The organism is Pseudomonas soli, assembly GCF_900110655.1.
Taxonomy (GTDB): Bacteria; Pseudomonadota; Gammaproteobacteria; order Pseudomonadales; family Pseudomonadaceae; genus Aquipseudomonas; species Aquipseudomonas soli.
On record NZ_FOEQ01000006.1, the window covers coordinates 183,151 to 204,914 of the forward strand.

Genomic DNA, 21,764 nt, shown 5'->3' on the forward strand with positions numbered 1-21,764 from the left:
TTGATCATTTTCTGATCAACTGCATGCAAGGCACCGACAGCGTGGGCTTCAAGCAACTCTTTACAAATTATCCACAGGTCGATCAACAGTATTTGTGGGCAAATACTTGCTTAAGCTATCCAATCCGGATTTCTGGCTTTCAATTCGCCAAAACCTGGGCTGATCAATTTTCGAACGACTGCCCGTGCGCCTTGAGTTTCGTGCTCTCCAGCAAATGGCGAACACTTTATCCACAGTTTGGCAAACAGAAACGGTGGGCAAAAAGCAATGATCGCTCCTACAGGCGATACGCAAGGCCAGTAGGAGCGGAGCTATACGGAGACGACGTGCCCCTGGTGGCATCAGCGCAGGACACCCTCCTCCACCAATAGCTTCAGGATCGCTTCGGCCCCCTCCTGAGCAGAAACATCCTTGAGCACCTTGCCGCCTCCGCCACTGGCCTTGGCCGTGGCGGCCTTCATGCGATCGGCGCCGCTCTTGGCCTTGATCACCTTGAGCCGCTTGGGGCGTGGGCGGGCCGGTTGCAGGGCATCTTTGGCCAGCAACGGATCGTCCACAACCTCTGCAGTGCGCGCCGCCAGCACCCCACGCCGGGCCGGGCCGAAGGCTGATTGTCGTGGCTTGGGCGCGGCGTTATCCACAGTCGCCAGCAATGGCAGGCGCACTTTCAGGCGACGCCGCTGGCCGCGTGGCAGTGCTTGCAACACTTGGGCGGTGCCATTCTCGATCGATTCCACCTCGGCCAGTCCTACCACCAACGGCCAACCCAGCTTCTCGGCCAGCAGGAACGGAAGCATGCCCGAGCCCTCGCCGGTTTCGGCCTGGCTGCCGGCCAGCACCAACTGGGCGCCGGCATCGCGCAGGTAATCGCCCAGCACGCCCAGCACATCGGCGCCAGCGGGTTGCTCCAGCACATCCAGGTGATCCAGCCCCATGCCCAGGTAGCCACGCAGCGCTTCTTCGCGGGGATCGCCGGCATGCACCACCTGCAAGTTATCCCCAGCCAGTTGCAGGCCCAGTTCGACGGCGCGGGCATCCTGCTCGGCGCGACGGGCGCGCCCGGAACTGGGGTGGGCACCGATGGAAACCAGGCTGATGACTTTCGTACTCATGCGCGTGCCCCTATGCCGCGTCGCGCTGGCCGCCGCTGCGGAAGTTATCCACAGCCTCGATCAGTGCCTGGAGAATCGCCGAGCTGTCGCCAATCACCGACAGGTCGGCCCGTTTGATCATGTCGCATCCCGGGTCCATATTGATCGCCACCACCTTGTCGCAGGCGCCGATGCCCTGCAGGTGCTGGATGGCGCCGGAGATACCCACAGCCACGTAAACCCGTGCGGTAACCCAGGTGCCGGTAGCGCCGACCTGGCGGTTGCGCGGCATGAAGCCGTCATCCACCGCCACCCGCGAGGCGCCTTCGGTGGCGCCCAAGGCAGCGGTGGCCTGGTGATACAGGTCCCAGTCCTTGACGCCGTTGCCGCCGGATACGATGAACTCGGCCTCTGCCATGGCGATGGCCGCCGGGTCCACGGCCACCGAGCCGAGGTCTTCGATGCGCGACAGGCTGCGCGCCACGCCTGTGGACAACTCCACTGGCAGGGCTTCATGGCGGGTTTCACTGACCGGCTCGGCGCATTCGGCGGCGGCCAGGATCAGCCTCGGCATGGCGCGCTGGATATCTTGCTGGCCCGCGCCAGCACGGCCGATGCACTGGCCATCCTTGACCTGCCACACCCTTGTTGCCGGGCGCTCACCCAGGGCCGCGGCGAAGCGTCGGCCCAGCTCTCCGCCGCCGCTGCGGCTGTCAGGCAATAGCCAGTGGCGTGGTGCGAACTGGTTATCCACAGCCCGCAGGCCCTGGACCAGTTGTTCCGGTGCATAACCCTCGAAGGCCTCACCCTCGACGACCAGCAGGCGGTCGACGCCGGCTGTGGAAAAGTTGCTTTCCTTGTGCTCGCCGAACACCACGGCCAGCACCGCACCGTCGCTACCGGCCAGGCTGTGGGCCAGGCCCAGCAGGTCGCGGTCGTGGCTGCCGAGACGACCGCCGACCATGTCCGGGACCACGGCGATATAGAACGCAGGCGCGGCAACTTGGTGCAGCGGCAGCTGCACCTCGGCGGCGGCTGTGCGCCGCCCACCCACACCGGTGCCCTGCTGGGCGCCGCTGCGGTCGATACGCTTTAGGCCGTTGGGGCCTATGAAGCCAGCAGCAATCGCATGGGGATTCTTGCGCATCAGCCCATTGGGGCCCATCCAGCTGGTTTGTTGCGTCTGCATGGCCGCATGCAGCGGGTGCAGGCGGTTACGGGCGATCCACTCGGCGCGTGGGTCACGGCGGATGATGTCGCTCATCAGTGCACCTCCGCAGGTTCACATTTGGCCGCTGGCGACTTTGCGCTGGCTGGGGCCTCATCTTCGATCAGTACATCGGCGACCAGCTCGGCCAGGTCCTTGATCTGCGGGCGCGGTTCGACCACGCCTTCGAGCATCGCCGTGCACTGCGGGCAGCCCACGGCCACCAACTCGGCCTCGGTCTCGCGGATATCGTCCATGCGCATGTCGGGGATACGCTGCTTGCCGGGGATATCGGTGATCGGCGCACCGCCGCCTCCGCCACAGCAACGGGAACGGAAGCCCGAGCGCTGCATTTCGCGTACCTCGATACCGAGGGCCTTGAGCACGTCGCGCGGGGCTTGGTACTCGCCGTTGTAGCGGCCCAGGTAGCAGGGATCGTGATAGGTGACGCTGCCGCCCTTGTGCTGGCCGAGGTTGAGCTTGCCGGCGGCGATCAGTTCGGCGATGTAGGTGCTGTGGTGCTGCACCTGGTACTCGCCGCCAAGGGCGCCGTATTCGTTCTTCAGCACATGGAAGCTGTGCGGGTCGCAGGTGACGATGCGCTGGAACTGGTACTTGGCGAGGGTCTGGATATTGCGCTTGGCCAGTTGCTGGAAGGTCGCTTCATCGCCCAGACGGCGCGCCACGTCACCGCTGTCTCGCTCTTCCAGGCCGAGCACGGCAAAGTCCACTCCGGACGCCTTGAGCACTTTGACGAAGGCGCGAAGGGTGCGCTGATTGCGCATGTCGAAGGCGCCATCGCCGACCCAGAACAGCACCTCGGTGGTTTTCACCTCTGAGAGCAGCTTCAGGTTGAGGTCAGCCGCCCAGTTCATCCGCCCGCCGGGGGCGAAGCCGCCGGGGTTGTCGGTGGCAATCAGGTTGTCCAGCACCTCGGCGCCCTTGTTCGGCGTGGCGCCCTTTTCCAGGGTCAGATGGCGGCGCATGTCGACGATGGCATCGACGTGCTCGATCATCATCGGGCATTCCTCGACGCAGGCGCGGCAAGTCGTGCACGACCACAGCGTCTCGGCATCCACCAGGCCGTTGACGATCGGCTGGTGCGGGTGGCCGCCATGCTCGCCGATCGGCTTGCCCGGGTACGGGCTGCCGGCGAAGCGCGCGTCGGTGCCACCGGCCAGGCCGATGACCATGTCCTGGATCAGTTTCTTCGGGTTCAGCGGCTGGCCAGCGGCGAACGCCGGGCACATGGCCTCGCATTTGCCGCACTGCACGCAGGCGTCGAAACCGAGCAACTGATTCCAGGTGAAGTCCACCGGTTTTTCCACGCCCAGCGGCGCATTCGGGTCTTCCAGATCCAGCGGCTTGAGGCCCGTGGAGCGGCCACCGCCAAAGCGTTCGGCGCGGCGGTGCCAGGCCAGGTGCAGGGCGCCGGCGAAGGCGTGCTTCATCGGCCCGCCCCAGGTCATGCCGAAGAAAAGCTCGGACACGCCCCACAGCACACCGATACCCAGCAGTGCCACCAGTACCCAGCCGCCCGTGCCTTCAGGCAGGATTCCCGCCACCGGCAAGGTGGCAATGAAGAAGCTCGCCGCGAACATCAGCAGGCTCTTGGGCAGGCGCATCCACGGGCCCTTGGACAGCCGGGAGGGCGGGTTCAGCCGGCGTTTGAAGACAAACAAGGCGCCACTGAACATGACCACCGTGGCCACCAGCAAGGCGTAACCGAGGATCTTGCTGTGCAGGCCAAAGCCATGCACCAGGATCGCCAGCACGGCCGAGAGCACGAAGCCGCCGGCGGTGGCCACGTGGGTCTTGGACATGTACTTGTCACGCTCGACCACATGGTGCAGGTCCACCAGGTAGCGCCGTGGCATGGCCAGCAGGCCGCCAAGCAGGTCGACCTTGCTCGGCCGCCCGCGCCGCCACATGCGCACCCGGCGCAGGGCGCCGAGCACCGCCAGGGCGAGGGCGGTGAACAGCAGGATGGGTAGAAGGGTGTTCAACATGGGAGGCTCCCACAACAGCGGTAAGCGTGCGTCGGTCCCTGTGGGAGAGCTCGGTGGGAGCGGGTTTGCCCCGCGATAGCGTCCGGTCGGCCAATCAGGTTGCACCTGCTGGCGCTATCGCGGGGCAAGCCCGCTCCCACCGTGTTCTCCCTACAGGAACCGCGTTGGTCCTGGGCTCAAAAATCCTTGCACAGCCGCAAGGCGTCATAGATCGCCGCGTGCACGTTGCGCTGGGCCACGCAGTCGCCGATGCGGTACAGCAGGTAACCCTCGCCCGGCTGGCTGAGGATCGGCTGCGGCTTGATGGCGAACAGCGCCTCCACGTCGATCTGGCCCTTGTTGCGCGAACCGTCCTTGAGCGCGTAGTACAGCTGCTCGTCGGGACGCACACCGTTTTCCACCACCACCTGGTCGACCACCCGTTCTTCCTTGGCGCCGGTGTACTCGTTCTCGAGCACCGCCACCAGCTTGTCGCCTTCGCGGTAGACCTTCTCCAGCATCATGTCGCCGGTCATGATCACTTCTTTCGGGTACATGCTGCGGTAGTAGGTCGGGAAGGTGGTGCCGCCCATGGCCACGCCCGGCTTGATATCGTCGGTGACGATCTCGACCTGGCTGCCCTTGTCGGCAATGAAGTCGGCCACCGACATGCCGGTGAATTCGCAGATGGTGTCGTACACCAGCACGTTCTTGCCCGGCGCGACCTTGCCGTCGAGCACGTCCCAGCTGCTGACCACCAGGCCTTCGGCAGCCCCCCAGTGCTCGTTCTGTTCAAGGAACGAGTGCCCGCCCACCGCCAGCACGATCACATCCGGGCGCAGGTCCTGGATGGTCACCACGTCGGCGGCAGTGCCCAGGCGCAGGTCGACCTTCAAGCGCGCCAGCTCCAGCTGGTACCAGCGGGTGATACCGGCAATCTGGTCACGCTGCGGGGCCTTGGCGGCGATGGTGATCTGCCCGCCAATCTGCTCCTTCTTCTCGAACAGGGTCACGTCGTGGCCACGTTCGGCTGCCACGCGGGCCGCTTCCATGCCGGCGGGGCCAGCGCCAACCACCACCACCTTGCGCTTGACCCCGGTGGTTTTCTCGATGATGTGCGGCACGCCCAGGTATTCGCGGGAGGTGGCCGCATTCTGGATGCACAGCACATCCAGGCCCTGGTACTGGCGGTCGATGCAGTAGTTGGCACCGACGCACTGCTTGATCTGGTCGATCTGGCCCATCTTGATCTTGGCGATCAGGTGCGGGTCGGCCATGTGCGCGCGGGTCATGCCGACCATGTCGACGTAGCCGCCTTCGAGAATGCGCGTGGCCTGGTTCGGGTCCTTGATGTTCTGCGCGTGCAGCACCGGGACCTTGACCACTTCCTTGATGCCGGCCGCCAGGTGCAGGAACGGCTCCGGCGGGTAGCTCATGTTGGGGATGACGTTGGCCAGGGTGTTGTGGGTGTCGCAGCCCGAGCCGACCACGCCGATGAAATCGAGCATGCCGGTGGCGTCGTAGTAGGCGGCGATCTGTTTCATGTCCTCGTGGCTGAGGCCATCGGGGTGGAACTCGTCACCGCAGATGCGCATGCCCACGCAGAAGTCGTCGCCGACTTCCTTGCGCACAGCCTTGAGCACTTCCAGGCCGAACTTCATGCGGCCTTCGAAGGTGCCGCCCCATTCATCGGTACGCTTGTTGACCCGCGGGCTCCAGAACTGGTCGATCATGTGCTGGTGCACGGCCGACAGCTCGACGCCGTCCAGGCCGCCCTCCTTGGCACGACGCGCAGCCTGGGCGTAATTACCGATCACCCGCCAGATCTCTTCCACCTCGATAGTCTTGCAGGTGGCGCGGTGCACCGGTTCACGGATCCCCGACGGCGACATCAGCGTTGGCCAGTTGAAGCCGTCCCAACGCGAGCGCCGGCCCATGTGGGTAATCTGGATCATGATCTTGGCGCCATGCTTGTGCATGGCGTCGGCGAGGTTCTGGAAGTGCGGGATGATGCGGTCGGTGGACAGGTTGACCGAGGCCCACCACTCCTGCGGACTGTCGATGGCCACCACCGACGAGCCACCGCAGATCGCCAGGCCGATCCCGCCCTTGGCCTTCTCTTCGTAGTACTTCACATAGCGGTCGGTGGTCATGCCGCCATCGGTGGCATACACCTCGGCGTGCGCGGTGCTGAGCACGCGGTTGCGGATGGTCAGCTTGCCGATCTGGATCGGCTGGAACATTGCTTCGAAGGCCATGACGCTATCTCCGGCTTACAACGGCTTTGTAACGAACAGGCCATCTTCGTGGCCTTCTTCCGACCCGCCGTAGACCTGCTCGGCCACGGTGCGGATCGAGCTGCCGCGAGCGGCGAGAATCTGGTCCATGGCGCCGGCGAACCAGCCGGTGAACATGTAGTCGACCTTGCGGCCGCACTTGCCGTACACGTACACGAACGCCGAGTGCTTGAGCTTGACGCTGCAGGTGCCTTTGTCCAGGTCGATGTCCTGGATCTCGAACAGGCCCCAGCCACGCTGGCTCAGGCGCTTCATGTAATGCTCGAACACCGCCACGCCTTCGAGGCCATGGCATTCGGCTTCCTTCTCGCACCAGTGCCAGGCGGACTTGTAGCCGGCCTTGTAGAGGATCTCGGCATAGGCGTCGGCGCCCAGCACTTCCTCGATGCCCATGTGGTTGTTGACGAAGAAATGCCGCGGCACGTAGAGCATCGGCAGGGCGTCACTGGTCCAGACACCGGTCTCGCTGTCGACTTCGATTGGCAATTGCGGGGCGATCTTGGCCATGGAAACTCAACTCCATACAAATTTTTTTTGGTGTGCCCCGGCGTTGCTGGCAGGGGCTTTCAGGCTTGGAGAGCGGCTTACTCGCCCCAGACGTCTTTCAATACGTTGACCCAGTTTTCGCCCATGATCTTGCGTACCACGCGCTCGGAATGGCCACGCTTTAGCAGCGTCTCGGTCAGGTTGGGGAACTCGCCGACGGTGCGGATGCCCAGCGGGTTGATGATCTTGCCGAAATTGGTCAGGCGCCGGGCGTAGCCCTTGTCGTGCGTGAGGTACTCGAAGAAGTCCTGGCCGTGGCCCTGGGTGAAGTCGGTACCGATACCGATGGCATCTTCACCGACGATGTTCATGGTGTACTCGATGGCTTCGGCGTAGTCGTCGATGGTCGAGTCGATGCCCTTGGCCAGGAACGGCGCGAACATGGTCACACCGACGAAACCGCCGTGGTCGGCGATGAACTTCAACTCTGCGTCGGACTTGTTGCGCGGATGTTCCTTGAGGCCCGAGGGCAGGCAGTGGGAATAGCAGACCGGCTTCTTCGACTCGAGGATGACTTCCTCGGAGGTTTTCGAGCCGACATGGGACAGGTCGCACATGATGCCTACCCGATTCATCTCGGCGACGATCTCGCGGCCGAAGCCCGACAGCCCGCCGTCGCGCTCGTAGCAGCCGGTGCCGACCAGGTTCTGGGTGTTGTAGCACATCTGCACGATGCCCACGCCCAACTGCTTGAACACCTCGACGTAGGCGATCTGGTCCTCGAACGCGTGGGCGTTCTGGAAGCCGAAGAGGATGCCGGTCTTGCCCAGTTCCTTGGCCTTGCGGATGTCGGCGGTGGTACGCACCGGCATCACCAGGTCACTGTTTTCGCGGATCAGCTTCTGGCTGGAAGCGATGTTGTCGACAGTGGCCTTGAAGCCCTCCCACACCGACACCGTGCAGTTGGCCGCGGTCAGCCCGCCCTTGCGCATGTCCTCGAACAGCTCGCGGTTCCATTTGGCAATGATCAGGCCGTCGATGACGATGCTGTCGGCGTGAAGTTCGGCTGGGCTCATCAGGCTGTCCCCTTTTATTGAAGTTTGCAGACGCCGAACCTTGTGCCGACGCTTTGGGGCCAGCATATGCCTGCGGCCCGAGGCGCCCCGATGCAAAAACGACAGGGGGTTTGCCGAAAGCGTCAATGGCTGACCTGGCACGCTCTAACGCGCCCCTCGGCAATGAGAGCGAGTCTCGACAACGCTGTTTCATGAACATTTTCTCGGGGAGCTATCGCCCGGGCCTGGGCTGAGCGAGAATCCAGCGACTCGCAGCCTCTTCAGGAGAAACCCGATGAAATCAATGGCATGGCTGGTCTTGCTGGCAGTGGCTTTCGGCGCGCACGCCGCCGAAGAGGAGAGTACCCCCTGCGACAACGTCGAGACCGACCAGCAGGGCTATGCCTGCGCCGCCTACAACAAGCAGACCGCCGAACGCGAGCTGAAGGCGGCCTATGACGACCTCATGCAGCGCATTCGCGACCAGTACGCGGATGAAAGCGACAAGGCCGCGGCGCTGAGCGGCAAGCTGGAAGCCGCCGAGAAACTCTGGACGCAGCTGCGTGACGCCGACTGCAAGGTCGAGACCTGGGCCGAGAAACCCGGCAGCAAGGCGTTCGAGGCGGCGTGGGACACCTGCGTGGCGCAGCGTAGCGATGAGCGCTCTGAGTACCTGCAGGGCATCGGCCAGCAATGACCTTTTGCCCGCGACGGGCCGCCAAGCGGCCCCCGGGGAGTTTCTGCGCCGGGCGCTAGCGCCTGAAGTCAGGCCGCAGCTCCTGGCCATCGATGCTCAGCGTCTTGTAACGCGGCGCCACCAGCTTCACCGCCCCCTCGCGAATACCGTTGGCCAGGCCTTCGAGGTTTTCCATGTTGCCGCTCAGGCTGCCCACCTCACGCCACTCGCGGTCCTCCCAGGTGAAGACGAACAGCTGCGATGCATAGGTGTGCCGGGGGATCATCAACACCTCGTTGTGCCCGTCGCCATCCAGGTCGACTGCCCACAGGTAGCAGCCCTTGCCACCGCACTGGCTTTGCGCAAGCGTGGCGTCGGCCAATGACTCGCTGCTCGATTGCACCGACCCGAGCCACTCGAACTTCGGGCCATGGTCTTCGGCCACTGTCGGTTGACGCACCTGGGCCATCTGCGCCAGCAACTGCTGGCGGCGGCCCGCATCGAACAGCTCATCCGTCTGCAGCCGCTGCTCGAGCTGCTCGAAGGCTTCACGCCCCGGCTGGCCGAGGTCGCGATACAAGGTCTCGGCGTCGAACTCGGTGATCGGCGTGTGCCCGTTGACCAGGCGCTGCACCTGGCTCCTCGCACTCAATGCCTGCGGATCGAGCAGAGGCGTATAGAACACCACCACCAGCAGCGCACTGAGCAGGGCGATCCATGGATTGCTCAGCCGCAGGCTGTGCAGCCAGGCCTGGCGCGAACCCAGCACCGCCCATACCGCCGCCAGGCCATGCGCCAGCATTACGGCCACCAGCATCGACGCCATGATCCGTGTCGGTGTCAGCCCGTACTGGTCGATACGCAGCCAGCTCGCATAGGCCGCCAGGCCCACCAGCACCGGCAGGCACAGCAGGCTGGCCTCCACCAGGCGCTTGAGCGGCGCGGGGTAGACGCTACCTTGCCGGCCATCCTGGAACACGCCGTTGACCAGGAACAGGTTGATGCCCGCCAGTACCAACAGAAGAGTGGTCGAATAGCCGGTGTCCCACACCGGTTGCAGGCCGGAGAACGGCAATGTCAGGGTGAACAGCACGGCGATCAGCGCGCTGAGCGGCAGCAAGAAGCGGCACAGCGTCAACAGGATGCCGCGCAGCAGGCCGATGATCTTTTCGTTTTCCCGGCCCATGCGCATGCCCAGCGAAAACACCACCGGCAACACCAGCCAGAGAAACACCGGTGACTCCACCGCGTCCTTGACCTGCGCAACGCCCAGCATGCTGAACAGCAGCGCGCACAACCACAGCAGTTGCCAGAACAGTCCGGTCAGCAGCTGTGCCAGGAAGACGATGAAAACGTTGTTCCAGGCATGCCGGAACAGGTCTTCGTAGCGCGGGCGCAACCCTTCGCCGGTCGGCCAGGCGAGAATGAACGCGGTTCCGATATAGGCCAGCACGATGGCGGCCAGGCACCAGGTCTGCTGCAGCCAGTCCATATGCCCGGTATCGAGGAGCCAGGCACTGATCCCGCTGAGCAGCACGGTCAGGCCCAGTACCAACCAGCCGGTGCCACGCTGCAGCACCGCGCTGCCAAGCAACTGCAGGTTCACGCCCGCTACCGCCACCGCGACGCACAGGGCTACCGACAGGCTGAAACCCAGCAGCTGACCCTCCCCCTTCACGGTGGTGAGCCACACCAGGCCCTGGATCAGGCCGATGACGACGTAGAACAATAAGGAGCGACTTGGCGCTGGCATTGCAAATCCTTTTGGCCAGTGAGGTAGGAGGCGCGCAAGTCTACCGAAACCGGCTCGTACCACGCCAAGGCCTTTACCTTGCGGGCTGGCGGAAGCCAATTATCACAACGCCATTCCCTCACGAGCGCGGCGGTGTAGAATCGGGCTATTCATCGCCAGACATCCCCGGCGGGTTTATGAGCTCTGGTCGAGCCTGCGGCGATCCCGCGCGGTCCTTCGACCCCCATCCGTGCCTGTGGCAACCGGCCTTCGGCGTTTTTAGGACAAGAGAAGCTCACTCCCTTATTTGGCTTTGCGCGAAAAGTCGCCGAGCGGCGATCAGGCAAGGCGAGAACAGGCGAGGAAGCGGAGTTGACTGGTTGTCAATGCGCATTCCGAGCCTGTTTTCAACGCAGCATGATCGTCGCGCAGGCATTTTTCGCGCAAAGCCAGTGACCTGATTAAGCCGCCAGGAGCGCTATATGCCTGATTATCGTTCCAAGACCTCCACCCATGGCCGCAACATGGCCGGCGCCCGTGCCCTGTGGCGCGCCACTGGGATGAAGGACGAAGACTTCAAGAAACCGATCATCGCCATCGCCAACTCGTTCACCCAGTTCGTCCCGGGCCACGTGCACCTGAAGGACCTGGGCCAGCTGGTTGCCCGCGAGATCGAACGCGCCGGTGGCGTGGCCAAGGAATTCAACACCATTGCCGTGGATGACGGCATCGCCATGGGCCACGACGGCATGCTGTACTCGCTGCCCAGCCGCGAGATCATCGCCGACGCCGTCGAGTACATGGTCAACGCCCACTGCGCCGACGCCATCGTCTGCATCTCCAACTGCGACAAGATCACCCCCGGCATGCTGATGGCCGCCCTGCGCCTGAACATCCCGGTGATCTTCGTCTCCGGCGGCCCGATGGAAGCCGGCAAGACCAAGCTGGCCAGCCACGGCCTGGACCTGGTCGACGCCATGGTCATCGCCGCCGACTCCTCGGCCAGCGACGAGAAGGTCGCCGAGTACGAGCGCAGCGCCTGCCCGACCTGCGGTTCGTGCTCCGGCATGTTCACCGCCAACTCGATGAACTGCCTGACCGAGGCCCTGGGCCTGGCCCTGCCGGGCAACGGCTCCACGCTGGCGACCCACTCCGACCGCGAGCAGCTGTTCCTTACCGCCGGCCGCACCATTGTCGAACTGTGCAAGCGCTACTACGGCGAGGGCGACGCGTCCGTGCTGCCGCGCAGCATCGCCAACTTCAAGGCGTTCGAGAACGCCATGATGCTCGACATCGCCATGGGCGGCTCGACCAACACCATCCTGCACCTGCTGGCCGCGGCCCAGGAAGGCGAGGTGGACTTCGACCTGCGCGACATCGATCGCCTGTCGCGCAAGGTGCCGCAGCTGTGCAAGGTGGCGCCGAACATCCAGAAGTACCACATGGAAGACGTGCATCGCGCCGGCGGCATCTTCAGCATTCTCGGCTCGCTGGCCCGTGGCGGCCTGCTGCACACCGACCTGCCGACCGTGCACAGCGCCAGCATGGAAGAAGCCATCGCCAAGTGGGACATCACCCAGACCGATGACGAAGCCGTGCACACCTTCTTCAAGGCAGGCCCGGCCGGTATCCCCACGCAAACCGCGTTCAGCCAGTCGACCCGCTGGGAAACCCTGGACGACGACCGCGAAAACGGCTGCATCCGCAGCTTCGAGCACGCCTACTCGCAAGAGGGCGGCCTGGCCGTGCTGTACGGCAACATCGCCCTGGACGGCTGCGTGGTGAAGACCGCCGGCGTGGATGAGTCGATCCACGTGTTCGAGGGCAACGCGAAGATCTTCGAAAGCCAGGACAGCGCGGTACGCGGCATCCTCGCCGACGAAGTGAAGACCGGCGATATCGTCATCATCCGCTACGAAGGCCCGAAAGGCGGCCCGGGCATGCAGGAGATGCTCTACCCGACCTCGTACCTGAAGTCCAAGGGCCTGGGCAAGGCCTGCGCGCTGCTCACCGATGGCCGCTTCTCCGGCGGCACCTCGGGCCTGTCCATCGGACATGCCTCGCCGGAAGCCGCCGCAGGCGGCGCCATTGGCCTGGTTCGCGATGGCGACAAGGTGCTGATCGACATCCCCAACCGTTCGATCAACCTGCTGGTCAGCGATGAAGAGCTTGCCGCGCGTCGTGTCGAGCAGGACAAGAAGGGTTGGAAGCCGGCGGAAGTGCGTCCACGCAAGGTTACTACCGCATTGAAGGCCTATGCCCTGCTGGCCACCAGCGCCGACAAGGGCGCGGTGCGCAACAAGGCAATGCTCGAAGGGCTGTGAGGTTCTAAAGGCATAAAAAACCGGCGCCTGGTGTGCCGGTTTTTTCTTGCCGATCTGACTCGGTCAATGTACTGGTGAAGCACTTTGAACGTGGAATGCCGAGAGCTTTTTGAGCGCCACTGACAAAGAGTCATCATCGAACAAGGCACTCTTGCGGGTGGCAGCTTCCTTTCCGCCGGACCAGTTCTTCAACCCATCCCGAATGGCATCGACCGTTGGTGCCACCCCATCCCGATGAAGCAACCAGTCAACCGTGGCCAGAAGCTCCATACCAAACGGAGACTCAAAGCCATCAATCAGCTCAGCTGTGAACTCCAACGCAGGTAAATAGGCCTTGGCCTCGCTGTGCAAGTAAGTATCAACGAAAGCCTTACGGCCCTCATCGAACCAAATCACATCCAAGGGGCCAGCATCACCGATACGCTTGTCACAATGCAGATAACTACCATCAAGGTTATTCAGCAGATGCTCCAGCCGGTTAGTGTATGGACCGTACTTGTGAGCACTGAACTGCAGGTTGAGCGGGTTGTCATCGGGAGTAAAGCGCTCGATTGAACGTTCCAGGAACCACGCCAGCTTCTGGATCTCCAGCAAGCTGCACTCCATGCCAAGTACCCAATAACGACGCACCAACTCGGCTATGAGCGCTCGGGCAGGGGTAAGCTTCTCGACCCCTGTGCGCTTGGAGACATTCTGATATTTGCTCGTGGGTTCGAAAACCAGCACGTCGGTATCCAGATCCCCCAGCACCACTTCAATCTGCTCGCGCACAGCAGCCCATGGCAACCCACCATTACCCGCACCCAGTGGGGGGATTGCTATGGAGCTCACAGCATTGGCAAGGATGAAACGCCGTAAGTCATAAAGGCCATCCGTGATCCAGGCAAGCTGTGATGGAGAACGCCAATGACGCTTGGTCGGAAAGTTCACAACCCAGCGCGGGCCGTCCAGCTCGCGAACCTCAGTGATGAACATCTTTCCAGTGACGACTTCGTCCGCTTTGCAGGCAGCCGCGTACAGACGATAGTTCTCTACAAAGCGCTCCTTGAACATCAGCGCAATGCCTTTACCCATCACCCCTACGGTGTTTACTGTGTTAACCAGCGCTTCGGCCTTGGCCTCCAGCAGGTTACCTTGCGTAAAGCGAATCATCAGAAATACCACCCAGGTCGAGCATGCACGGGAAGATCCAGCTGACGTTGCCGGACCTCCTGATCAACACGACGTTGCAAAGCTTCGTTGTAGCAGACAATCCCCAGAAGGCCAGCGACCGGAACGTGCCCGTGGATCAAGGCTTCAGCCTGATAGCGTTCCATTTTTCGTGGATCGTCTGGGTCGCGCTTGAAATCCCTGGACTGCAGGATCTGCCAGTCGATCTTGTCCAGATGTTCCAGATCGCTGTAATAGCCTGCCCAGTCCGGATACGCATGAGCATCAGTAAAGACAAAGGGCAGGCCCAGGGAGCGCACATGGTACAGGCTGGAGACAAGAATCACGATCTCCTCGTTCCGACGTTGCTGTACGCCTCGTCCTGAATGGATGTTCTTCATCATCACAGAGAACGGTGTGAAATAGAACGGTACGTAGTCTGCCAGCGTCCCACCGGGATCGATGGGCACCGCTCGCCTGGAACGCTTGCTGATCAGGTCAGGATTGCCAATTCCGACGTAGCCACTGGAGAGGTTCCCTCTGGAAACCGCACACAAGCCGTTGTCCAGCAGCCACGGGAGGTTGTCGCGATGGACGATTCGCCAGATCAGGGCTTTGCTTGGGTTAAGTCTGGTATACGTCATCGGGCAGGGAACATATTCCTATTGGCATCGATCCAGAGGTTCCTGAACCCGGCAACCACAGCTTGCGACCTTACATATCTCCAGATGTCATCGGAAGGTGTGTAGATTTGCGAACTGAGAAACGGGGACGGGCCCGGGGGCAAGACATTCTGCCATACAGACATGCTTGCATTCCTGATCATGGTAATCCCGCCGGTCCATAAGATCCCAATCTATAGCTTCGACACCTTCGTCATACCCTAACAGCTCAAAACGACTACCCGATAAGGGATGTCGAGCTATGACGTTCCAGTTATGTGTCTGCGCATGTCTCCTTTCCACAGCGACCAGCACAAACTCTTCATCAGGTCGATTCTGATAGACCCTTCCATCAAACGGATTCTTGGCAAACCAATGAAAGGGCACATACTGCTCAAGGCCCTGCTGACGGCGGCCCAGAATGATTTCCGCATCAGCAATATCGGTGAACTGCTCCTCCTCCAGCACGTTCCGTGGGAGCAGTCCACGCTGAAAAATCGAGGGGACGTTTGCAACACTTGTTAGGTGATAAAGAAATCGTTGAGTGCGGATTGCCATGCCAGGGCTGCCCCAATGATGCCATTAGGACATCATTGATATTGGATCCAATAACATGGCAAATACAAGCTGAATCCGTACTCGAAGTCCTTACTGAATCTGCTCCGGCGTCACAATCACCCAGTTCTTGTCCGCCGTCACCGGCAAACCTTCCTTGGCCTGGGCCGCTGCATTCTTCGCGATCATGCCGTTGAGCTGATCCATGTACTTGGCCTTGCGGTTTATCCACAGGTGGATGCCGCCTTTGTTCACATCGACGCCATGGAACTGCATGTAGCCATCGCTCGTCGGGGTGTCGCCCCCCACCAGCACCGGTTTCTTCCACTCATCGATGTAGGTCAGGATCGCCGCCTGCTTGCCCGCCATCCAGGTAGCCGGCGTCCACAGGTACGGGGTCAACTCCAGGCCCTCGTTGGCCTTGGGATCGTACTGCCCGGCGCTGATCTGCTTGCGTGCGGTGGTCAGTTGGCCATTGGCCCGGTCCTTGAGCAGCAGGCTCACACCGATCACGTTCTGTGGTTTGACGTTGTAGCCGTACTTGGGATCGGAGGCGACCATGCGTACCAGCTCTTCGGACGCCGCCGAGATCACATAGACCTCGATGCCGTTCTCCATCAGCTTGTTGTACAGCTCGGCCTGGCCAGTGAACACCTTCGGCGGCTGCACCTCGATACTCTTGACCTGGTCGCCCTCGAAGTAGGTGCTGGGGATCGGCTTGCCCGAGGCCATCAGCTCGTCGACCTGCTGCTTCAGTTCCTTGAGAGTGAAGCCCGAGAACACTTGGGCCACCCAGGGGTAGCAGACCATGTCGTCGAGTTCGCACAAGCGGTAGTAGTAACTGAACAGGCTCTCCTTGTGCTCGGCGCTGTCCTTGAACGGAATCAACTTGAGCGAGGGATCGAGCTTGTCGCGGGTCAGCAGGCCCTTGTTTTCCATGAACGGCAGCAGCGCCTCTTCGAGGTCGAAGCGGTAGCTGGTGTTGTCCATGTCGAATACCGCGTAGTTACCCTTGTTGGCGTTGGCGGCAATCATCGCGTCGAGCTTCTGTGCGGCTTCGGCCGGCCAGTGCTTGAGCTCGGTGGCCGCCCAACTGCTGGCACTGAGCAACAGGGCAAGGCCGCCGGCAAGGATTTTCGGAGCTGACTTCATATGCGGTTCTCCCAAGGACGTGGCCGCTCAACCCTAGACCTGATTTGTGACAGGCAGGCATGCGCCACCGACCTCGAAGCAACCGCAAACGCCATGTGTATTGCCAAAAACGACCAGGCGTTATTCCATAAACGACTATGCAAATTCCTTTTAGGTATAAATTCGTTTGTTTTCAGGCTGTTAGCATTTCCGTTCGTAATCGCTCACAGAGGCGATGCCTCTTTTGCCTTTTTCCGGAGCTTCAATGAACCTGCCGCTGTCACTCAACCTGCTGGCGTTCCTGACCCTGCTGCTGGGCCTGGCGCAAACCCGTCGCACCGACTGGAGCCTGGCCAAGAAGGTGCTGCTGGGCCTGGCCTTCGGCGTCGGCTTCGGCCTGGTGCTGCACACCATCTACGGCGCCGGGCACCCGGTGCTCAAGGCCACCATCGGCTGGCTCGACCTGGTCGGCAATGGCTACGTCGGTTTGCTGCAGATGATCGTCATGCCGCTGATCTTCGCCTCGATCCTCAGCGCCGTGGCCCGCCTGCACAACGCCTCGGCGCTGGGCCGCATCAGTGTGCTGAGCATCGGCACCCTGCTGCTGACCACCGCGATTGCCGCGCTGCTCGGTATCGCCCTGACCAACCTGTTCGGCCTGAGTGCCGAGGGGCTGGTGGCCGGTGCCCAGGAAAGCGCCCGCCTGCAGGCCATCCACAGCGACTACGCGGGCAAGGTCGCCGACCTCAACATCCCGCAACTGCTGCTGTCGTTCATCCCGACCAACCCGGTCGGCGACCTGGCCCGGGCCAAGCCGACCTCGATCATCAGCGTGGTGATCTTCGCCGTGTTCCTGGGCCTGGCCGCTTTGCAGTTGATCAAGGACGACAAGGACAAGGGCGAGCGCGCCCTGTCGGCCATCGACGTACTGCAGGCCTGGGTCATGCGCCTGGTGCGCCTGGTGATGAAACTCACCCCCTACGGTGTGCTGGCCTTGATGACCAAGGTAGTGGCCAGCTCCAACCTCGACGACATCCTCAAGCTGGGCAGCTTCGTGGTGGTGTCGTACATCGGCCTGGGCCTGATGTTCGTGGTCCACGGGGTGATCCTGGCGCTGACCGGCGTCAACCCGCTACGCTTCTTCCGTAAAGTCTGGCCGGTGCTGACCTTCGCCTTCACCAGCCGCTCCAGCGCCGCCAGCATCCCGCTGAACATCGAGGCGCAGACCCTGCGCCTGGGCGTGCCGCAGTCGATCGCCAGCTTCAGCGCGTCGTTCGGTGCCACCATAGGCCAGAACGGCTGCGCCGGCCTGTATCCAGCGATGCTGGCAGTGATGGTCGCCCCGGCAGTGGGCATCGATACCTTCGACCCGCTGTGGATCGCCACGCTGGTGGCCATCGTCACCCTCAGCTCGGCAGGCGTTGCCGGCGTCGGCGGCGGCGCGACCTTCGCCGCGCTGATCGTGCTGCCGGCCATGGGCCTGCCGGTGGAACTGGTGGCGCTGCTGATCTCGGTGGAACCGCTGATCGACATGGGCCGCACGGCGTTGAACGTGAACGGTTCGATGACTGCCGGCGTTGTGACGAGCCAGCTCTTGAAGCAGACCGACCAGCAGGTGCTGAGTGGGGACCAACATGCTGAGCTGAGTCACTCCTGACACATTACCGGGGGCTGCTGAGCAGCCCCATTTTCAGACCTGGTCCCAGACTTCGAAGTGATAGGCCGGCTTGTCCGCTTCGGACTGCGCCTCGCTTGAGGTCAACTGCCACTGCCCGTTGTCGAATTCCGGGAACCAGGCATCACCCTGCGGCGACAATTCCACCCGGGTCAGGTACATCCGGCTCACCAGCCCTTTCTCCAACGCCTGCCCATACAGCTGCGCACCGCCAATCAGCATCAATTCCCCGACGCCCTGCTGCCGCGCCCACTGCTCGGCGCGCACCAGTGCCGCCTCCAGCGAGGCGAACACTTCGGCACCGGCCAGTTGCAGCCCCGGCTGACGGCTGACGACGATATTCAGCCGCCCCGGCAATGGCCGGCCCAGCGAATCCCAGGTCTTGCGCCCCATGATGATCGGCTTGCCCAGGGTAGTGGCCTTGAAGTACTTGAAGTCCCCCGGCAGGTGCCAGGGCATGGTGTTGTCGATGCCGATCACACGGTTCTCGGCGAGCGCCGCGATCAGGCTTAGGGGGAGTGATGTATTCATGCCGGCGAGGATAGCACCGGGCGCGTGGGTTATGCTTGCGGCCAGACCTGTGCAATGGAAGAGCTTGTGACTGCACCCACTCCACTCGACAAGCGCTGGCTCACCGAAGCGGTACGCCTGCGCGAGGAACACGCCGGCCCCCTGGAAGACCAGGAAGCCAACCGCCGCGCCCGCCACCAAGGCGGCGACCTGGCCACGCGCATCGAGGCACGCGCCTTGTGGCTGGCCGAGCGCGACGGCATGGACACGGCGCTGCACCACTGGAAGCAGGGCGCACGGCTGGCATTGCTGAGCTTGATGGTCCTGGCCTTGTTCAGTGGCGCCGGCCTGGGGCTGGCGGCCCTGGGCGACGGCCAGCGGCCGGTGAACGTGTTCTGGGCCCTTGGCAGCCTGCTCGGGCTGAACCTCGTGCTGCTGCTCGGCTGGGCCGTGGGTTTCTTCTTCGCCGGTGAGCATGGCGCGGCGCTGGGCCGCCTGTGGCTGTGGCTAAGCGAGCGTTTTGCCCGTGACGCCAAGGCCGCGCAACTGGCCCCCGCGCTGCTGGTGCTGCTGCAGCGCCAGCGCCTGAACCGCTGGCTGCTCGGCCTGCTGGTGCATGGCCTGTGGTCGCTGGCGATGCTCGCGGCGCTGGGCATGCTCCTGGCCCTGCTGGCGACCCGACGCTACGGCTTCGTCTGGGAAACCACGCTACTTGCCGCCGAACCCTTCATCAGCCTCACCCAGGCCCTGGGCGCACTGCCCTCGCTGCTGGGTTTCGCCGTGCCGGACGAGGCGATGATTCGCGCCAGCGGCGACACCCTGCCGGCACTCGACCTGGCGCGCCAGGCCTGGGCCAGCTGGCTGCTCGGCGTGGTCCTGGTCTACGGCCTGCTGCCCCGCCTGCTGCTGGCCGCGCTGTGCCTGTGGCGCTGGCGCCAAGGCCGCGAGCGCCTGGCGCTGGACCTCAACCTGCCCGGCTACGCGCAGCTGCGCGAAGCGCTGATGCCGCGTAGCGAGCGCCTCGGCGTGCAGGACCCAGCCCCCGACACCCTGCCCCGCTTCGAGGCCGGCCAGCTGGAGCGTGACAGCGGCGGTGCCCTGCTGGTCGGCCTGGAGCTGGACGACCAGCGCCCCTGGCCACCGGCCCTGCCCGGATCGGTCACCCACGCGGGCGTGCTCGACAGCCGCGAGTCGCGCAACAAATTGCTCGAGCAACTCAGCCGCTTCCCCCCGGCGCGTCTGGCCATTGCCTGCGACCCGCGTCGCTCGCCCGACCGTGGCAGCCTGGCCTTGCTTGCGGAACTGGCGCGCAACGCCGGTGCCACGCGCATCTGGCTGCTGCAGGCGCAACCCGGACAGGCCCTGGACGCGGCACGCCTGGGCGACTGGCACGAGGCCCTCGACCGCCTGGGCCTGTCCCATGCCGACACCTCGCCCTTGACCTGGCTGGAGCATGGCCATGACTGAGCCGCTGAAACTGGCCGTGGTCGGCCACACCAACGTCGGCAAGACCTCGCTGCTGCGCACCCTCACCCGCGACGTCGGCTTCGGCGAGGTCTCGCACCGCCCCAGCACCACGCGCCATGTCGAAGGCGCCCGCCTGTCGGTGGAAGGCGAGCCGTTGCTGGAGCTGTACGACACCCCTGGCCTGGAGGACGCCATCGCCCTGCTCGACTACCTGGAGCGCCTCGAACGCCCGGGCGAGCGCCTGGACGGTCCCGCTCGGCTTGAACGTTTCCTCCAGGGCAGCGAGGCGCGCCAGCGCTTCGAGCAGGAAGCCAAGGTGCTGCGCCAGCTGCTGGCGAGCCATGCCGGGCTGTACGTGATCGACGCCCGCGAACCGGTGCTGGCCAAGTACCGCGACGAGCTGGAGGTGCTGGCCAGCTGCGGCAAGCCGCTGTTGCCGGTACTCAACTTCGTTGCCAGCAGCCAGCACCGCGAGCCCGAGTGGCGCGAGGCCCTGGCGCGCCTGGGCCTGCATGCGCTGGTGCGTTTCGACAGCGTGGCCCCACCCGAGGATGGCGAGCGCCGCCTCTACGAAAGCCTGGCCCTGCTGCTGGAAGAGGCCCGCCCTGCCCTGCAACGGCTGATCGATGACCAGCAGGCTCAGCGTGAAGCCCGCCGCCACAGTGGCAAGCGTTTAGTCGCTGAGCTGCTGCTCGACTGTGCCGCCTACCGACGCAGCGTAGAGGCCGAGCCCGCCGCCGAAGCACAGGCCGTCGAAGCCCTGCGCCAGGCAGTGCGCCAGCGCGAGCAACGCTGTGTCGAGGCACTGCTCAAGCTGTATGCGTTCCGGCGCGAGGACGCCAATGCCGGCGACCTGCCGCTGCTCGATGGGCGCTGGGGCGACGACCTGTTCAATCCGGAGACCCTGAAGCTGCTCGGTGTGCGCCTGGGCAGCGGCGTGGCGGCGGGCGCGGCGGCAGGTGCTGGCGTCGACCTGCTGGTTGGCGGCCTCACCCTGGGTGCCGCCGCGCTCGCCGGGGCCATTGCCGGCGGCGCCTTGCAGACCGCACGCAACTATGGCTCGCGCCTGATGGGCAAGCTCAAGGGCCAGCGCGAGCTGACGGTGGATGACGCCGTGCTGCGCCTGCTGGCCCTGCGTCAGCAACAGTTGATACTGGCCCTGGAGGCACGCGGGCACGCGGCGCAGGACAGCATCCGCCTGGCGGCGCCGGAGGACAAAGGCTGGCGCGAAGGCAAGCTGCCCGAGGCCTTGCGCAAGGCGCGGGCGCATCCGCAGTGGTCCACGCTCAATCCCGGGGCACGGGTCAACCAGGCCGAGCGGCAGGAGCAAATCGACGCCCTTGCGGCGGACCTGTAGAAACGGGCTAGCACCTCTTCTTGCGCAGTTCCACCAACAGCCGGCGCATCTCCCGATGCCGCTGGCTGTTGAACACCAGCATTGCCAGTAATGGCAGCACCAGCGCCGCGAGCTGCAACACTGTATGCAGACTGCTCTCGATCAAGCTCAACGCCGTCAGCAAGGCAACCGCCAGCACTGGCAATATCATCCACAGTGCCCCATTCAGCCCGCGAACCATCGCGATATGACCCAGGCACAACAGCACTACCAGCCCACCAGTGACCATCACGGTGTAGAGAGGGTTGTCCGGATGGTTACGCCAGTAAGTGCCGAACCAAAGCGTCGCCGTCATGGCCACCGGAAGGATCGACATGAAAATGCCCAGCAAGAAGACAGGAAAGTAACGGGCCATGAACCGTG

18 protein-coding genes are annotated in these 21,764 nt (G+C 63.6%); 5 read left to right on the top strand and 13 right to left on the bottom strand.

Annotated features, from left to right (window positions below; all coding sequences use genetic code 11):
* Positions 1-341 precede the first annotated feature (341 nt).
* The 6 genes from etfB to BMY03_RS15365 all read right to left on the bottom strand — a co-directional run bounded on the left by etfB (position 342) and on the right by BMY03_RS15365 (position 8,145).
* Positions 342-1,112: an electron transfer flavoprotein subunit beta gene (gene etfB, locus BMY03_RS15340; protein ID WP_094011562.1), complete on the bottom strand. Its 771-nt coding sequence runs from the start codon at positions 1,110-1,112 to the stop codon at positions 342-344.
* 10 nt (positions 1,113-1,122) lie between these two features.
* Positions 1,123-2,355, bottom strand: coding sequence for an electron transfer flavoprotein subunit alpha (gene etfA / locus BMY03_RS15345; RefSeq protein WP_094011563.1), 1,233 nt, complete (start codon positions 2,353-2,355; stop codon positions 1,123-1,125).
* Positions 2,355-4,307, bottom strand: coding sequence for a dimethylglycine demethylation protein DgcB (gene dgcB, locus BMY03_RS15350; protein ID WP_094011564.1), 1,953 nt, complete (start codon positions 4,305-4,307; stop codon positions 2,355-2,357). The genes etfA and dgcB overlap by 1 nt, the downstream gene beginning before the upstream one ends.
* A 176-nt stretch (positions 4,308-4,483) precedes the next feature.
* The gene (dgcA, locus tag BMY03_RS15355) at positions 4,484-6,544 is read right to left on the bottom strand and encodes a dimethylglycine demethylation protein DgcA (protein ID WP_094011565.1); all 2,061 of its coding nucleotides are present in this window, start codon (positions 6,542-6,544) and stop codon (positions 4,484-4,486) included.
* A 15-nt stretch (positions 6,545-6,559) separates the two neighbouring features.
* A complete protein-coding gene (locus tag BMY03_RS15360) occupies positions 6,560-7,090 on the bottom strand; it encodes a DUF5943 domain-containing protein (RefSeq protein ID WP_012316656.1) in 531 nt (176 codons plus the stop codon).
* 77 nt (positions 7,091-7,167) lie between these two features.
* Positions 7,168-8,145 (bottom strand): dipeptidase, encoded by a 978-nt coding sequence (locus BMY03_RS15365; protein WP_094011566.1) that lies wholly within the window; start codon positions 8,143-8,145, stop codon positions 7,168-7,170.
* A 274-nt stretch (positions 8,146-8,419) separates the two neighbouring features.
* Between BMY03_RS15365 and BMY03_RS15370 the strand changes: the two genes are divergently transcribed.
* Positions 8,420-8,821: a lysozyme inhibitor LprI family protein gene (locus tag BMY03_RS15370; protein ID WP_023629701.1), complete on the top strand. Its 402-nt coding sequence runs from the start codon at positions 8,420-8,422 to the stop codon at positions 8,819-8,821.
* Positions 8,822-8,876: 55 nt separating this feature from the next.
* On the opposite strand, the gene BMY03_RS15375 is transcribed toward BMY03_RS15370, so the two are convergent.
* Complete coding sequence (locus tag BMY03_RS15375) at positions 8,877-10,553, bottom strand: DUF4153 domain-containing protein (RefSeq protein ID WP_094011567.1); 1,677 nt, start codon at positions 10,551-10,553, stop codon at positions 8,877-8,879.
* Positions 10,554-11,014: 461 nt separating this feature from the next.
* On the opposite strand from BMY03_RS15375, the gene ilvD reads away from it, so the two are divergent.
* A complete protein-coding gene (gene ilvD, locus BMY03_RS15380; protein WP_094011568.1) occupies positions 11,015-12,856 on the top strand; it encodes a dihydroxy-acid dehydratase in 1,842 nt (613 codons plus the stop codon).
* Positions 12,857-12,919: 63 nt separating this feature from the next.
* Here the strand turns inward: ilvD and darG are convergent, their stop codons facing one another.
* The 4 genes from darG to BMY03_RS15400 form a co-directional block, all read right to left on the bottom strand.
* Positions 12,920-14,008 (bottom strand): type II toxin-antitoxin system antitoxin DNA ADP-ribosyl glycohydrolase DarG, encoded by a 1,089-nt coding sequence (gene darG, locus BMY03_RS15385; RefSeq protein ID WP_094011569.1) that lies wholly within the window; start codon positions 14,006-14,008, stop codon positions 12,920-12,922.
* Positions 14,008-14,649 carry a type II toxin-antitoxin system toxin DNA ADP-ribosyl transferase DarT gene (gene darT / locus BMY03_RS15390; RefSeq protein ID WP_094011570.1) on the bottom strand — a complete coding sequence of 214 codons (642 nt, stop codon included), beginning with the start codon at positions 14,647-14,649 and terminating at the stop codon, positions 14,008-14,010. Before darT ends, darG begins: the two co-directional genes overlap by 1 nt.
* Before the next feature lie 87 nt (positions 14,650-14,736).
* Positions 14,737-15,225: a DarT ssDNA thymidine ADP-ribosyltransferase family protein gene (locus BMY03_RS15395; RefSeq protein WP_244891326.1), complete on the bottom strand. Its 489-nt coding sequence runs from the start codon at positions 15,223-15,225 to the stop codon at positions 14,737-14,739.
* A gap of 90 nt (positions 15,226-15,315) precedes the next feature.
* Positions 15,316-16,374 (bottom strand): HAD family hydrolase, encoded by a 1,059-nt coding sequence (locus BMY03_RS15400; RefSeq protein WP_023629699.1) that lies wholly within the window; start codon positions 16,372-16,374, stop codon positions 15,316-15,318.
* Positions 16,375-16,618: 244 nt separating this feature from the next.
* Here BMY03_RS15400 and BMY03_RS15405 point away from each other — a divergent pair, with 244 nt between their 5' ends.
* Positions 16,619-18,010 carry an L-cystine transporter gene (locus BMY03_RS15405; protein WP_038707193.1) on the top strand — a complete coding sequence of 464 codons (1,392 nt, stop codon included), beginning with the start codon at positions 16,619-16,621 and terminating at the stop codon, positions 18,008-18,010.
* 33 nt (positions 18,011-18,043) lie between these two features.
* Here the strand turns inward: BMY03_RS15405 and BMY03_RS15410 are convergent, their stop codons facing one another.
* Positions 18,044-18,559: a dihydrofolate reductase gene (locus tag BMY03_RS15410; protein WP_038707192.1), complete on the bottom strand. Its 516-nt coding sequence runs from the start codon at positions 18,557-18,559 to the stop codon at positions 18,044-18,046.
* A gap of 54 nt (positions 18,560-18,613) precedes the next feature.
* Between BMY03_RS15410 and BMY03_RS15415 the strand changes: the two genes are divergently transcribed.
* Complete coding sequence (locus BMY03_RS15415; protein ID WP_094011571.1) at positions 18,614-20,005, top strand: DUF2868 domain-containing protein; 1,392 nt, start codon at positions 18,614-18,616, stop codon at positions 20,003-20,005.
* Positions 19,998-21,362, top strand: coding sequence for a GTPase/DUF3482 domain-containing protein (locus BMY03_RS15420; protein WP_094011572.1), 1,365 nt, complete (start codon positions 19,998-20,000; stop codon positions 21,360-21,362). Before BMY03_RS15415 ends, BMY03_RS15420 begins: the two co-directional genes overlap by 8 nt.
* A gap of 7 nt (positions 21,363-21,369) precedes the next feature.
* On the opposite strand, the gene BMY03_RS15425 is transcribed toward BMY03_RS15420, so the two are convergent.
* Positions 21,370-21,756 carry a hypothetical protein gene (locus BMY03_RS15425; protein WP_143067554.1) on the bottom strand — a complete coding sequence of 129 codons (387 nt, stop codon included), beginning with the start codon at positions 21,754-21,756 and terminating at the stop codon, positions 21,370-21,372.
* Positions 21,757-21,764: the final 8 nt, after the last annotated feature.